The following is a 14,445-nucleotide window of genomic DNA, read 5'->3' as shown; positions in this document are numbered from 1 at the left end:
CCATAATAAACGGGAGCGAATTATGCTCCCGTTCATCATTTTAATGGTTTAGAAGGGCTGCCCTATGCGTGCTGGAGCGCATTATGCCCTTGCTCGAATTTTTTCGGTAGGCGAATTGTGGCAGAGAGCACTAAAGAGACCAGCAGCAGAACCGTGATGAAGGCGAAAGTCACAACGAAGCCACCGAACAGGGATGCAATCAGGGAGCCCATCACGCTACCGATACCAAAGCCCAGATACAGCAAGCCGTAGTTTTTGGTCAGGTTGTTCAGCCCAAAGAAGTCGCTGACCAGTGACGGATATACAGTGATGGTGCCGCCGAAGCTGAAGGCGACGCAGGCAACGGAGATAAAAAACAGGGTTTCATTCATGCTGGAGAACAGCAAGATGCTCATACCGACCAGTGAAATGACCTGCGCCATGGAGATAACGCGGATGCGGGCCATTTTATCTGACAGTATGCCGAGGATCAGGCGTCCGCTCAGGTTGGCAATCGCGATGACGGTCACGGCGTTAGCGGCGGTGATTGCATTCAGATGCACCATGCCTTCACCGATGTCTTTTGCCACCCCGATGACATACAGACCACTCATGCAGGAAGTCAGGAACATGAGGGCCAGCATCCAGTACTGCGGCATACGTACGGCTTCTGAGAGCGAGAAATCACGGCTGCTGGTCAGGTTGTCTTCATCACAGGTGACGGTTTGCGCGGCCTGTTTCGGTGCGTCCGTCATCATCAGTCCACCGATAATGATCATTACCATCGCCATCACACCCCATATGATAAAGGTGTTTTCCAGCGAATTGACCGCCAGTAAATGACCGCAGATGAACTTGAAGCCCAGACTGCCAAGGCCGTAAGCGCCGATGGCGCATGCGGAGATCATTCCTTTGCGCTCAGGGAACCATTTCACGCAGTTGGAAAGGGTCATCAGATACCCTGCACCGTCAGCCAGACCGACCAGCACACCGGCGCTGAGATACAACATGATGAGATTGTTTGAATGAGCAGTGAGGGCAAAACCAACCGCCATCATCACGCCAGCCGCCATGGTGACTTTCTTCACGCCAAAACGGTCCTGAAGTTTACCGGCGACGGAGGAAGCAATCGCCAGGCCGAGGCTCAGCAAACCAAAGGAGAACGCCACGCGGCTGATCGGCTCATCGAGCTTTTGCGACAACTGGCCGTTAAACAGACTCCAGGTATAAACGGAGCCCAGAGCAAATTGGGTAATGATGGTGCCGACGAGTGTCAACCAACGGGTACGGTTGTAATTCTGCATGCCTGATTTGTCACTCATAGTGGGTTCTCCCGGGCGAAGTAAAGTCAATTAATCTGTTTGTATGATAAATGGATCTTCACTCAGCGATCCGTTTGCGGCATGAGATGCCTTCGTGCGGGAATGAAATGCATTGGCAGAGGTATGAACAGCGTTTTTGGGCGTAAAATGCAGCGAAAATTGCAGTTAAAACGACTTCGCAGGCCAGTCAGGGCGCGGGTTTTGTTTGATCTTGGTCATGAATTGAGAGATTAGTTTTGGGGCTTTTACATTGCCACCGGGACATGAATATTTTTTCGCCAGCCTCTTCCCATCAAAAACGCAGGTGATAGGATGTGCCGCAACTTTCATGTTAGGAATAGTCTTATGTTCAGGTTGGGTGCTTTGATGGCGTTTTTACTGGCGTTCACTTCCTTTTCAGCCTCCGCGGTCACGGCGTATACATGTGTGCTGACGCACAACGTACAGGCAGCGGACGGGACAGAAACGGCGGATGTGGTCAATAAAGAGGCGCATGTCTTTGATGCAGGAAATACTTTCACCTTCTCTCCGGATGGGACCAAAATGATCACCAGCCCCGAACTGACAGATATTATCGGGCAGAATAACCAGCCCATGAAAGCCGGAGCCGAAGACAATCTGATGTATATTCATGTGAAAAATAGCTTCGTGGTTGCCACTGAGACCGAAGGTTATGTCTATGGCGACTGCGTGCAGGTCAGTACCAAATAGCCATACAGTGCGGGCAGACCGAACCCGGCCACTGCGCCGGGTTTTTTATTATCCTGTGACAGCACAATCAAAGTATTCATAAATAGAAACATTACTGCCACATCATTAGCACACTTCTGATAGTCGCCCCCGGACTTAGGGGCTAGACTTGCGCACTTTTCATCAATGCGTTTTCTCCACCGCGTAAGAAACTGACCAGAAAGGTACTTGCCCGCTTATGGCCCTACTTAACGACGAAATTCGCGACCATACCGCTGAGGCCGTCCTTTTCGTCCGCCGTGCCGTCATTGCCTTTGTGGTTGTGGTGCTGCTTTCGGCAATTCTGGTCTTCAACCTGTATCATTTGCAGGTGGGGATGCATGACTTCTACCAGACCCGCTCCAATCAGAATGACATCAAAATGCTGCCGATCGCCCCAAGTCGCGGGCTTATCATGGATCGCAACGGAGTGATCTTGGCGCAAAATATCACCCTGTATCAGATTGAAGTGATCCCCGGCAAAGTGGATGACCTCAAAGCCACCCTGCAGGCGCTGACGCCGATTGTCGATCTGACCAAAGATGATATTGATGCCTTCCATGATGTGATGTACCACGGGCGGAAATTCGCCGAAATCCCGCTGAAACTCGCGCTGACCGATGTGGAAGTCGCGCGGTTCTCTGTAAACCAGTTCAATTTTCCCGGTGTGTCGATCAGCACCTACCAGCAGCGGCAATATCCTTATGGTGCGGAACTGGCTCACGTTGTGGGTTATGTGTCGAAAATCAACGATAAGGACGCGAAGCGGCTTGATAAGGAAGGCATTGCTGAGAATTACGCTGCAGACCACGATATTGGTAAGCAGGGCGTAGAGAAGTACTACGAGAATATCCTGCACGGCCACACCGGCTATCAGGAAGTAGAAGTTGATAACCACGGCCACGTGGTGCGCTTGCTGCGTGAAGTGCCGCCACAGGCGGGTCAGAATATTTATCTGACGCTGGATCTTGGCTTGCAGCAATACATCGAAAAAGTGCTTAAAGGCCAGCGCGCGGCAGTGGTGGTGATGGATCCGCGCGACGGCGGCATTAAGGCGATGGTCTCAAGCCCGAGTTATGATCCCAATCCGTTCGTGAACGGCATCTCCAGTAAACAGTACAGTGCGTTGCTGAAAAACCCGGATCTGCCTCTCATCAACCGTGTGACGCAGGGGCTTTATCCGCCAGCATCAACCGTGAAACCTTTTATGGCGACGTCCGCGCTGTTTGCCGGAGTGATCACGCCACAAACAACCTTCTTTGGTGCGCCGACATGGACGCTGCCTGGCACCGACCGTCACTACCGTGACTGGCTGAAAACCGGCCACGGCCTGCTCAACGTCACAAAGGCCATCGAAGAGTCCGCCGATACCTTCTTTTATCAGGTGGCCTATGAGATGGGCATTGACCGCATCCATGAATGGCTGACCAAATTTGGTTACGGCCAGTCTACCGGTATCGACTTGGACGAGCAGTACAACGGCGTGTTGCCAAGCCGCGACTGGAAGATGCGCATACACAAAAAAGGCTGGTATCAGGGCGATACGGTCTCCGTGGGCATCGGGCAGGGGTATTGGGTCGCTACGCCGATTCAGATGGTGCGGGCACTGAGTGCGCTGGTAAACAACGGCAAGCTGAAAACCCCGCATCTGCTCTATTCCAGTAAAAGCGGTAAAGTGATCACCCCTTATGTTCAGCCGCCTGCGCCGCAAATTGCCGATCCCAAGTCGCCTATCTGGGGCATCGTGCGTAACGGTATGTTCGGCATGGCGAACTTCCCGAACGGAACCGGTTATAAACTTTTCCATACTGCGCCGTACCAGATTGCGGCGAAATCAGGAACCTCGCAGGTCTTCAGTTTGCGTGAGAACCAGATCTATAACGCCAAAATGACCCCCATACGTCTGCGTGACCATATCTTCTATACGGCGTTTGCACCTTATAAGAATCCGACGGTGGTGATGGCGCTGATCCTTGAAAACGGCGGCGGAGACGGCGTGGTGGCAGGTCCGACGGCCCGTGCGATCCTCGATCATATTTTCCTGCCGCCGGAAGTGGTGGCGAAATGCGATCCCGCCAAAGTGGATAACCCGGCCAACTGTGAACAAGACGTTCCTGCACCTAACGCGTTGGGCTTTAGTGAACACTGATCGTTCGTACATCCCCAGATCCTGCAACGTTGTAGGAAAATGACGACAAAAGGGGATTTAGGTGTCTCAAAAAGGTGACACTTAATTCATTGATTTTAAATAGTTTAAATTTTCCATCGATTATCTGTTGTTTTTCGGCGACGTTTTGGTGGATTTGTGCCTTAACCATTGGGATTTATTCAGATGCAGGCAAGGATGATGGATTAAATAAACGATTAAAAACAATGAATTATAAATTAATTGTGCATGTTGGCACATATTCTGCATAATACACGCAGTTGCTCATTAAATTAATTATGAAAGCCTGCGCTAATCCGCAAATAACGCCCATAATGCCCGAATGACGCCAAAGCAAGGTGCCTATCGTTCACCCCATCGATAATCGCGGCGAAAGCACGTTATCAAGCATCGAACGACACGTTGAGTGAGGCACCACCTTTTCCGGTTTGCCGAACGCCATTGAGGCATTCGGCAATGCCAACGGCGTAAAGCCCTCTGTTATTTTTTCCCGAATCCTCTCTAAACCCTCTTAATTCTGACTCTTTTCTGGCTGTAACTGCGTTACTCAGTTAGCATTTGCACATCGCCAGTGAATGAGATAAAAGCGTTGAAAAGAGGAAGATTATTTCCCGGATCCCTGCGTCAGTTAGTACTGATGGCTTTCCTGCTCGTGCTGCTGCCGCTGCTGGTGCTGGCCTATCAGGCGTATCAAAGCCTTGACCACCTGAGCACGCAAGCCGCTGAAATCAACCGCACCACGCTGACCGATGCCCGCCGCAGTGAAGCGATGTCCGGCGTGGCGCTGGAAATGGAGCGCAGTTATCGCCAGTACTGCGTACTGGACGACCCCACTTTATCCCGCTTGTACCAGACCCAACGTAAACGCTACTCCCAGATGCTGGACGCCCATGCGTCAGTGCTGCCTGATGTACGTTATTACCAGACACTGCGCGCTCTGCTCACACAGCTAACCGATCTCAAATGCGCGAATAATGCGCCAGATTCTGCGTCTTCCGGCGAGCTGGAGAATTTTGCCCGTTCCAACGCGGAAATGGTTCAGGCCACCCGCGAAGTGATCTTCTCCCGCGGCCAGCAGTTGCAACGGGCGATTGCCGAACGCGGACAATTTTTTGGCTGGCAGGCACTGGTGCTGTTTTTACTCAGCGGCGCGCTGGTCCTGCTGTTTACCCGCATGATCATCGGTCCGGTTAAGGGCGTGGAGAGGATGATCAACCGCCTCGGGGAAGGACGTCCGCTTGGCAATGCCGACAAATTTAAAGGTCCGCGCGAGATCCGCTCACTGGCGCAGCGCATTGTCTGGCTCAGTGAGCGTCTTGCCTGGCTGGAGTCCCAGCGGCATGAGTTTTTGCGTCATATTTCCCATGAACTGAAAACGCCGCTGGCCAGTATGCGTGAGGGCACGGAACTGTTGCAGGATGAGGTTGCAGGGCCGCTGACGCCGGATCAAAAAGAGGTGGTGGCGATCCTCGATGACAGCAGCCGCCATCTGCAAACCCTGATCGAACAACTGCTCGACTACAACCGCAAACTGGCTGACGGCCCGACGGAAAAAGAGCGGGTTGATCTGCGGGAGATGATTGAAAGCGTGGTGGCGTCGAACAGTTTGCCTGCGCGTGCCAAGCATATTCGCAGCGAGGTCAGCATTGGTGCCAAATCCTGCTGGGCAGAGCCGACCTTACTGATGCGGGTGCTGGATAATCTCTACTCCAATGCGGTGCACTATGGCGCTGAATCCGGTACCATTTGGATCCGCAGTCAGCAGCTGGAAAATCGGGTGATTATTGATGTCGCCAACAGCGGTACCCCCATTCCAGATGCAGAACAGACGATGATTTTCGAACCTTTTTATCAGGGAAGTCAGCAACGCAAAGGCGCTGTCAAAGGCAGTGGTTTGGGGCTGAGTATTGCACAGGACTGCATACGCAGGATGCGTGGTGAATTAAGGCTGGTGACCGTTGAGGGCACTGACGTCTGTTTTCGTATTGAATTGCCATTAACTGCTGAGAAAAACCCATAAATGATCTCATCTTCATGCAGGAGCGCCTGATGGGCGCTGTGACTCCTTTTTTATTGCCACTTCAGCAATGGCTGAATGCTACTTTTCGTCGTGCCGCGATGGCGCTTATCACCGCTCCCGCCTTACTGGTGGGGTGTACGCCGCATTCATCCAGTGATACCTATTACCGCCCGGTCGAGGATATGATCCCGACCACGAAAGTGGTGGATTTTCGCCTTGCACCTTGTGAAACCTTATGGACACTGGATGACAGCGATGCCATGACCAACTCGCTTTACTGGCTGCGGGCGATGGATTGCGCCGATCGCATGAGTGATACGCAGGCGCGTTATCAGGCCCAGCAGATTAAGCCGACCAGCTGGGATACCGTGTTTAAGCAAAGCATTTTGATCTCTGGTACCGATCCGGACTTGCAACAACGGCGCGCTTTGCTTACGCATGTGAATCAGTACCGTGCGCAGATGCCCGGCGCTATCCGCCCGCTGGTGCAACTCTGGCGCGAACGCCAGACGCTGCAAGTGACGCTGGGCGATGAAAAAGGCCGTAACGCGCGTCAGCAAGAAGTGGCTGAGAATAAACTTGAGCTGATGACGCAGCAACAAACTGCTCTTCAGGCGAGCCTGACGGACACTCAGCGCAAACTGAAAAACCTGACAGATATCGAACGTCAGCTCTCCTCGCGCAAACAGATGCAAAATGATGCACCGGACGGTGACAGCAGCGCACCTTTACCCGTCAAGCCGGAAGAGACCTACACGTCCCCGGACAGGGAGAAAAACAGACCATGACGCTACATAAAGCTGCCAACCTGTTGTTGGTCGATGATGATCCGAGCTTGCTGAAACTGCTGGGAATGCGCCTGACCAGTGAAGGTTTTCGCGTCACCACCGCCGAAAGCGGGGCGGAAGCTCTGCGTCTGCTCAACCGCGAACGCATTGATCTGGTGCTGAGCGATCTGCGCATGGATGAAATGGACGGTATGGCGCTGTTTGCCGAGATCCAGAAGCATCAGCCCGGAATGCCGGTGATCATTCTGACGGCGCACGGCTCGATCCCTGACGCCGTGGCCGCCACGCAACAGGGCGTGTTCAGTTTCCTGACCAAACCGGTTGACCGCGATGCGCTCTACAAAGCCATTGATGCGGCTCTGGCGCTGTCATCTCCGGCCGGAGACGAAAGCTGGCGCGAAGCCATCGTCACCCGTAATCCGTCGATGATACGTTTACTCGAACAGGCCAATATGGTGGCGCAGTCAGATGTCAGCGTGCTTATTAACGGCCAGAGCGGCACCGGCAAAGAGGTGCTGGCGCAGGCCATTCACGCCGCCAGCCCGCGCGGAAAAAAGGCCTTTACCGCCATTAACTGCGGCGCGTTGCCGGAGCAGTTGCTGGAGTCTGAACTGTTCGGTCATGCCAAAGGTGCCTTCACCGGTGCGGTAAGCAGCCGAGAAGGGTTGTTCCAGGCCGCCGCCGGTGGCACGCTGTTTCTTGATGAGATCGGCGATATGCCGCTGTCGTTACAGGTCAAGCTGTTGCGGGTATTGCAGGAGCGCAAGGTGCGCCCGCTCGGCAGTAATCATGATATTGACGTCGATGTGCGCATCATTTCAGCCACTCACCGTAACCTGCCGAAGGCGATGGAGAAGGGCGAGTTCCGCGAAGATCTGTTTTACCGCTTAAACGTGGTCAGCCTGAAATTGCCGACGCTCACCGAGCGCGCGGAAGATATTCCGCTGCTGGCGGTGCATCTTCTGCGAGTTTCCGCGTTGCGTCATAAACCCTTTGTGCGCAGTTTTTCCACCGATGCCATGAAGCGGCTGATGGCTGCCAGCTGGCCGGGCAATGTGCGTCAACTGGTGAATGTTATCGAGCAATGCGTTGCGCTGACGTCGGCGCCGGTCATCAGTGAAGCGTTAGTGCAACAGGCGCTGGAAGGGGAAAACACGGCGCTGCCAACTTTCGTTGAAGCTCGTAATCAGTTCGAACTGAATTACCTGCGTAAGTTACTGCAGATAACCAAAGGCAACGTCACGAACGCGGCGCGTATCGCCGGACGCAACCGTACCGAATTTTACAAGTTGCTCTCCCGTCATGAACTGGAAGCCGCCGACTTTAAAGAGTGATAACTCTGCTCTGCTACTATGATACCTTTAGCGCCTGCCTGTACGTTGAAGACGGCAGCGCGAATATGAACCATGCTGCCGCTCAGGAAAGGCGCAGAGCAAATGAATGATGATAAGGGTCCGCCATGAAGAAAATTGATGCGATTATTAAGCCGTTCAAACTCGACGACGTGCGCGAAGCGCTGGCTGAAGTCGGGATCACCGGGATGACCGTCACGGAAGTGAAAGGTTTTGGGCGTCAGAAAGGCCATACCGAGCTGTATCGCGGCGCGGAGTACATGGTGGATTTCCTGCCAAAAGTGAAGATTGAGATCGTGGTAGCTGACGACATCGTAGACACCTGTGTCGAAACCATCATGACCACTGCGCAGACCGGTAAAATCGGCGACGGTAAGATCTTTGTCTTCGACGTCTCCCGTGTTGTGCGGATCCGCACCGGTGAGCAGGACGAAGAAGCGATCTGATTCGCGGTTATGGATTGGAAACGAAAAAGGCTGACATGGCGTCAGCCTTTTTGCTTTTAGCCGTTCGGTCTTAAATGACTTTATGCGGGCCGAAGCATTCGTAGTGAATTCTGTCTTCGCTGATGTTCATTGCCAGCAGTTGTTTCGCCGCGAACTGCATAAAGCCGACCGGGCCACACAGGTAGCATTGGGTCGTCGGGTCAGCCAGCTGGCTTTGCAGCTTGCCGAGATCCATCAGACCCTGATACTGATAATTTTCGCCCGGCAGATCGAGTTCCTGCGGAAGGTTATACCAGACATGGTTTTCCAGCTGCGGCAGGCGTGCGCCGAGCGCTTTCACTTCTGCGGCAAAGGCGTGAACTGCGCCATTTTCGGCCGCATGAATCCACTGTACTGGTGCCTGATGGCCGCCCGCTGCCAGCACATTCAGCATACCGAGCATCGGCGTCTGACCAACACCGGCTGAGATCAGTGCGACCGGCGTGTGCGGGGTGACATTCAGGAAGAAATCCCCGTGGGGTGCGGCAAGATGAACGATATCGCCCTGCTGCGCGCAGTTGTGCAGGAAATTCGATACCGCACCCTGATCTTCACGTTTCACCGCGATGCGGTAGGTTTGGCCGTTCGGTGCCTGCGTCAGAGAATACTGACGGATTTCCTGATTTTCCAGCAAAGCGTCGCGGATATAGACCGCCAAATACTGCCCCGGCTGGAAATCCGCCACCGGCAGGCCATCGACCGGCTCCAGCACGAAAGAGGTGATCAGGCTGCTTTGCGGCTGTTTTTCTTTGATGCGGAATTCACGGGTGCCCGTCCAACCACCGTGTTTTTCGGCACTTTCCTGATAGATATCGGCTTCACGGTGAATAAACACGTTCGCCAGTACGCCATACGCTTTGCCCCAGGCATCCAGCACTTCCTGACCCGGACTGAACATTTCATCCAGTGTGGCAATCAGGTGTCCGCCGACGATGTCGTACTGCTCTGGTTTGATGGTGAAACTGGTGTGTTTTTGCGCAATGCGTTCTACCGCAGGCAGTAGCGCCGCCAGGTTTTCAATATTGATCGCATAAGCACAGATGGCGTCAAACAGCGCCTGACGCTGATCGCCATTGCGCTGATTGCTCATATTGAAAATGTCTTTCAGCTCGGGGTTATGAGCAAACATACGGTCATAGAAATGCGCAGTGAGTTTCGGACCGGTAGCGGCGAGCAAAGGAATTGTGGATTTAACAGTCGCGATAGTTTGAGCATCAAGCATGGTGTTCTCCTTTTCCCTTCGCCCTTGAAGTTAATCAGCTGCCACTCCAATGTCTTTAGGGATATTGTTTAAACATGTATTTTTAATGCATCTTATAGAAAGTGAAGATTCCTGTAAATAGCCTTGTGAGTGTTAAGGTTTTGTTAAACGTGGGGCGGAGTCACAAAGCTGAAAAATATGCATCTCGTGCTGAAGAAATCTCCCTTGATTATGCAGAGTGTTTAGCAGATCAAAGCCTTGCTACCACTGGAGCCAATCGTTTGCCTAAAAACCTTTAACTGACCCTATCCGCAGGCGGCTTAAACATTTACACTGTGGCGCAGAACCCGGAAGGGGCATTTAATTTTTAGTTTGTTGAGTCAGGAGATGCAGATGTTAAAGCGTGAAATGAACATTGCCGATTATGATGCTGAGCTGTGGGCAGCAATGGAAAAGGAAGTCGTTCGCCAGGAAGAGCATATCGAGCTGATTGCGTCAGAAAACTACACCAGCCCGCGCGTGATGCAGGCTCAGGGTTCTCAACTGACCAACAAATATGCCGAAGGCTATCCGGGTAAACGCTACTACGGCGGCTGTGAGTATGTAGATATCGTCGAGCAGCTGGCTATTGATCGCGCGAAAGAGCTGTTTGGTGCAGACTTCGCTAACGTTCAGCCACACTCTGGCTCACAGGCCAACTTTGCGGTCTATACCGCACTGCTGCAACCGGGCGACACCATTTTGGGGATGAACCTCGGGCACGGTGGTCACCTGACGCACGGTTCACCGGTAAACTTGTCCGGTAAACTGTACAACGTGGTGCCTTACGGCATCGACGAAAGCGGTGACATTGATTACGAAGACGTGAAACGTCAGGCTGAACTGCATAAACCAAAAATGATCATCGGTGGCTTCTCTGCCTTCTCCGGTATCGTTGATTGGGCAAAAATGCGCGAAGTGGCTGACAGCGTTGGCGCTTACTTCTTCGTGGACATGGCACACGTTGCCGGTCTGATTGCCGCAGGTGTTTACCCTAACCCGGTTCCACACGCGCACATCGTGACCACCACCACCCATAAAACGCTGGCTGGCCCACGCGGTGGTTTGATTCTGGCGAAAGGCGGCAGCGAAGAGTTCTACAAAAAACTCAACTCTGCGGTATTCCCTGGTGGCCAGGGCGGCCCGCTGATGCACGTGATTGCCGGTAAAGCGGTAGCACTGAAAGAAGCGATGGAGCCTGAGTTCAAAACCTACCAGCAGCAAGTGGCTAAAAACGCCCAAGCGATGGTAGCAGTCGTGATGGAACGTGGCTACAAAGTGGTTTCTGGTGGTACACATAACCACCTGTTCCTGATGGACTTGGTTGACAAAAACCTGACCGGTAAAGAAGCCGATGCCGCACTTGGCCGTGCCAACATTACCGTCAACAAAAACAGCGTACCTAACGATCCGAAAAGTCCGTTTGTGACGTCAGGCGTGCGCATCGGCACTCCGGCTGTGACCCGTCGTGGTTTCAAAGAAGCGGAAGTTCGCGTACTGGCTGGCTGGATCTGTGATGTTCTCGATAACATCAATGATGAAGCGACCATTGAACGCGTGAAAAATAAAGTTCTCGATATCTGCGCCCGTTTCCCGGTTTACGCATAATCGCGTAAAACCGAACCGGCCCTGTTTCGAAAGCCAAATCAAACCCGCTCAGGCGGGTTTTTTTATGGATATAGATCATAACTGTGAAGCGCTTTGCATTCTTCCCTCCTGAACACGACTGCTGATTGCTAGCCACTGTGACCTCTGTCAAAGTATTGCCCTCAAACCGGAGGAACTATGGTATTGCGTTCAACGTACTGGCTGGCACTCAGCTATTTCACCTATTTTTTCAGTTACGGTATTTTCCTGCCCTTCTTTGGCGTGTGGCTTAAAGGCGAGGGGATCTCTTCTGAAAGCATCGGTTTATTGCTAGGAGCAGGGCTGGTTTCACGCTTCCTCGGTACTTTGATTATTTCCCCCGCCATCAAAGATCCCGCTCATTTAGTCAACGGGCTGCGCATTCTGGCGCTGCTGACTCTGGCGTTTGCCGTCGGTTACTGGTTCGGTAACGGCTGGGCGTGGCTGATGATTAACATTGCCGGTTTCAGTCTGTTCTTTGGCCCGCTGGTGCCGCTGACCGATGCCCTCGCCGGAACACTGCAACGGCAAATTAATATGGACTACGGCAAAGTCCGCGTCTGGGGGTCGATTGCTTTTGTGATTGGTTCGGCACTGACTGGCAAGCTGGTCTCTGTCTACGGCCACAACGCTATCCTGTATTCGCTGACCGTAGGCGTCGCGGCGATGCTGCTCGGCATGTTGCTGCGCCCAAGTGTCAAACCGATAGGGGAGAAGCGCGAAAGCTCGGCCCCGGCGATTTCATGGAAAGCCTTACTTAGCGAAACGCCGGTCTGGCGTTTTCTGTTATGCGTGACGTTGCTGCAGGGGGCGCACGCCGCTTACTACGGTTTCAGCGCCATCTACTGGCAGGACAAAGGTTATTCCGCATCGGTGGTGGGTTATTTATGGTCACTCGGCGTGGTGGCAGAAGTGCTGGTCTTTACCTTCAGCAATCAGCTTTTCCGCCGCTGGAGCGCGCGGGACTTGCTGCTACTCTCAGCATGCTGCGGCGTGGTGCGCTGGGTGATGATGGGCGCCTTTATTGAATTACCGTGGCTGATTCTGATACAGATTCTGCACTGCGGCAGCTTTACGGTGTGCCATCTGGCGGGGATGCGGTTTATTTCCTCACGACCACGCGATCAGGTGATCCGTCTGCAATCGGTTTACTCGGCGCTGGCGATGGGCGGTGGCGTGGCGGTGATGACGATGGTGTCAGGCTTCCTGTTTGAACACCTGCATGCAGGGCTGTTCTTTGTGATGGCCGCGGTGGCGACACCGGCCATTATTCTGCGGCCAAAAGTGACGCCAAGCGCAATGGCTTAAGGCGCTTCGAGCAGCGAGCGGATACGTTTTCGCTGCTCTTTGGCCAGCGGCAGTTGGGTGTGGATCACCAGAGGATCCGCATCGGTTATCTTGGTGGCGTAGGGGGTGACAATCATCGCCACGCCGCCCGGCGCACCATGCTGCTGAAACTCCGCCAAGGTCTGGTATTTTATGTTGAGGGGCAGCAGGGTTGCTTCGCGGATTTGCTGCTCCACGGCCTCTTCGAGCTGAGGATTATCATGGGTCAGCAGCAAAATCTGTTTCTCCTGCAACGCATTGCCCTGCATCAGCCACGCGCCAAAGGTAACGGCCACCAGGCCGACCTCCTCTTCAGAAAGATGAATGTGGTACTCCTGCTGAAAATCCTCCAGCGCTGCACGCGTGGTGCGCACCAGCCGCGGGTACATACGCGTCACTTCGTCCTGCAATAAATTATCGATACCGATAGCAAAATGGCAGCGCTCAATCGCCGGGCCTAAATGTGCGAACAGTTGGCGGATTAACCCTTCGTCGCTGCTGAATTTCATACCAGCGACATCTTGAAAACTCTCCACCACCCGCTCAATCTGGCGCATCAGGCGCCTATCTTCGTCAGAACCCGAACTGTGATAGCTGTGATTTTTCAGCAACCGGAGCAGCAGAGTGAAAAAGTCACGCTCGCCTTCGGCAAGCTTTCCCGCACTGAGCTGCTGTAACTGGCTGAACAGATGGCTGGCAGCGAGGTACTCCGGCTTTTCGCGCAGCCACTGGGCTTGCAATGTATCGAAGGCAACCGGGCTGAACGGTGTGTCGCTCTGCGCGGCATTTTGCCACAGACAATATTGCAGATAGAGGTGTAGAAATTCCTGATCACGTTCGCTGAACTCACGGCCAAGCTGCGTGGCGCATTGCTGAATAAGCCTCGTCAACTGCTGGCGGGCGCTGTCATCCGCCACGTAGTGAGGCCGCAGGGCCTGATGGAGCCAGGATGTAAAATGGTTGGCGATAAACCGGGGCGAGGTACGCAGGGCGCGGCGTAATCCGTTGAAAAGACATAGCCGCTGGTCTAATAATTTACCCTGTAACTGGCAGGCGTCTTCGCCATAAGGGAGAATATCCAGATGGTGTAAGCGCTGGATCTCACGGGTGACCTCGGCAATATCCTGCCGGGTTGTCGGAAGATCTGTGCCATTGATTTGGCTGATCGTCTCCAGTTGCACCGCCGGTAACGGCGCATACAGCATCAACAGAACATGGCAGCGTCGTTGTTGACCGGAGAGCTCAGGCACGGGATTAGTGTCCAGGCTCATAGAATTATCGGTGACCATTAAAAATGAAATTATAAGTCAAGCATAGCAAATGCGTTGTTGCGCAACGGGTGGAAGTTCACGGTTTTACACCGGGTTACAACTCAGATCACAGATATTTCTTTCGATTGCTTAATCGATTA

The 14,445-nt window shown here is 53.3% G+C and carries 11 protein-coding genes; 8 read left to right on the top strand and 3 right to left on the bottom strand.

Annotated elements, in window-relative coordinates:
• Positions 1–62: 62 nt before the first annotated feature.
• Entirely contained in the window at positions 63–1,301 is a 1,239-nt protein-coding gene (locus tag ACZRKO_RS11535) for an L-lactate MFS transporter (RefSeq protein WP_463737304.1), read from the bottom strand.
• Between the two features lie 345 nt (positions 1,302–1,646).
• Here ACZRKO_RS11535 and ACZRKO_RS11530 point away from each other — a divergent pair, with 345 nt between their 5' ends.
• The 6 genes from ACZRKO_RS11530 (at position 1,647) to glnB (ending at position 8,803) form a co-directional block, all read left to right on the top strand.
• Complete coding sequence (locus ACZRKO_RS11530) at positions 1,647–2,012, top strand: hypothetical protein (protein WP_463737303.1); 366 nt, start codon at positions 1,647–1,649, stop codon at positions 2,010–2,012.
• Positions 2,013–2,229: 217 nt separating this feature from the next.
• On the top strand, positions 2,230–4,179 hold the full coding sequence (gene mrdA / locus ACZRKO_RS11525; protein ID WP_463737302.1) for a penicillin-binding protein 2: 1,950 nt from the start codon (positions 2,230–2,232) through the stop codon (positions 4,177–4,179).
• Between the two features lie 598 nt (positions 4,180–4,777).
• Positions 4,778–6,217 carry a sensor histidine kinase gene (locus tag ACZRKO_RS11520; RefSeq protein WP_463737540.1) on the top strand — a complete coding sequence of 480 codons (1,440 nt, stop codon included), beginning with the start codon at positions 4,778–4,780 and terminating at the stop codon, positions 6,215–6,217.
• 29 nt (positions 6,218–6,246) lie between these two features.
• The gene (qseG, locus tag ACZRKO_RS11515) at positions 6,247–7,005 is read left to right on the top strand and encodes a two-component system QseEF-associated lipoprotein QseG (RefSeq protein ID WP_463737301.1); all 759 of its coding nucleotides are present in this window, start codon (positions 6,247–6,249) and stop codon (positions 7,003–7,005) included.
• Positions 7,002–8,339, top strand: a complete 1,338-nt coding sequence (gene glrR, locus ACZRKO_RS11510; protein WP_463737300.1) for a two-component system response regulator GlrR — start codon at positions 7,002–7,004, stop codon at positions 8,337–8,339. Before qseG ends, glrR begins: the two co-directional genes overlap by 4 nt.
• 125 nt (positions 8,340–8,464) lie before the next feature.
• Positions 8,465–8,803, top strand: a complete 339-nt coding sequence (glnB, locus tag ACZRKO_RS11505; RefSeq protein WP_169405210.1) for a nitrogen regulatory protein P-II — start codon at positions 8,465–8,467, stop codon at positions 8,801–8,803.
• Between the two features lie 70 nt (positions 8,804–8,873).
• Here the strand turns inward: glnB and hmpA are convergent, their stop codons facing one another.
• Complete coding sequence (gene hmpA / locus ACZRKO_RS11500; protein WP_463737299.1) at positions 8,874–10,064, bottom strand: NO-inducible flavohemoprotein; 1,191 nt, start codon at positions 10,062–10,064, stop codon at positions 8,874–8,876.
• 372 nt (positions 10,065–10,436) lie between these two features.
• On the opposite strand from hmpA, the gene glyA reads away from it, so the two are divergent.
• Together glyA and ACZRKO_RS11490 are read left to right on the top strand one after the other, a co-directional pair.
• Positions 10,437–11,690, top strand: a complete 1,254-nt coding sequence (glyA, locus tag ACZRKO_RS11495) for a serine hydroxymethyltransferase (RefSeq protein ID WP_463737298.1) — start codon at positions 10,437–10,439, stop codon at positions 11,688–11,690.
• Positions 11,691–11,867: 177 nt separating this feature from the next.
• Entirely contained in the window at positions 11,868–13,016 is a 1,149-nt protein-coding gene (locus ACZRKO_RS11490; RefSeq protein ID WP_463737297.1) for a 3-phenylpropionate MFS transporter, read from the top strand.
• Here ACZRKO_RS11490 and csiE read toward each other — a convergent pair.
• Entirely contained in the window at positions 13,013–14,305 is a 1,293-nt protein-coding gene (gene csiE / locus ACZRKO_RS11485; RefSeq protein WP_463737296.1) for a stationary phase inducible protein CsiE, read from the bottom strand. The genes ACZRKO_RS11490 and csiE overlap by 4 nt on opposite strands.
• Positions 14,306–14,445 lie beyond the last annotated feature (140 nt).

This window comes from Ewingella sp. C233 (assembly GCF_055407225.1).
Note: the sequence above shows the minus strand (reverse complement) of the source record. Positions and strands in the feature narration are given on the sequence as shown.

Excerpts from the sequence above, each read along its gene's own strand:
- ACZRKO_RS11535 (WP_463737304.1), bottom strand. The coding sequence starts at position 1,301 with ATGAGTGACAAATCAGGCATGCAGAATTACAACCGTACCCGTTGGTTG.
- ACZRKO_RS11530 (WP_463737303.1), top strand. The coding sequence starts at position 1,647 with ATGTTCAGGTTGGGTGCTTTGATGGCGTTTTTACTGGCGTTCACTTCC.
- mrdA (WP_463737302.1), top strand. The coding sequence starts at position 2,230 with ATGGCCCTACTTAACGACGAAATTCGCGACCATACCGCTGAGGCCGTC.
- qseG (WP_463737301.1), top strand. The coding sequence starts at position 6,247 with ATGGGCGCTGTGACTCCTTTTTTATTGCCACTTCAGCAATGGCTGAAT.
- glrR (WP_463737300.1), top strand. The coding sequence starts at position 7,002 with ATGACGCTACATAAAGCTGCCAACCTGTTGTTGGTCGATGATGATCCG.
- glnB (WP_169405210.1), top strand. The coding sequence starts at position 8,465 with ATGAAGAAAATTGATGCGATTATTAAGCCGTTCAAACTCGACGACGTG.
- hmpA (WP_463737299.1), bottom strand. The coding sequence starts at position 10,064 with ATGCTTGATGCTCAAACTATCGCGACTGTTAAATCCACAATTCCTTTG.
- glyA (WP_463737298.1), top strand. The coding sequence starts at position 10,437 with ATGTTAAAGCGTGAAATGAACATTGCCGATTATGATGCTGAGCTGTGG.
- ACZRKO_RS11490 (WP_463737297.1), top strand. The coding sequence starts at position 11,868 with ATGGTATTGCGTTCAACGTACTGGCTGGCACTCAGCTATTTCACCTAT.
- csiE (WP_463737296.1), bottom strand. The coding sequence starts at position 14,305 with ATGAGCCTGGACACTAATCCCGTGCCTGAGCTCTCCGGTCAACAACGA.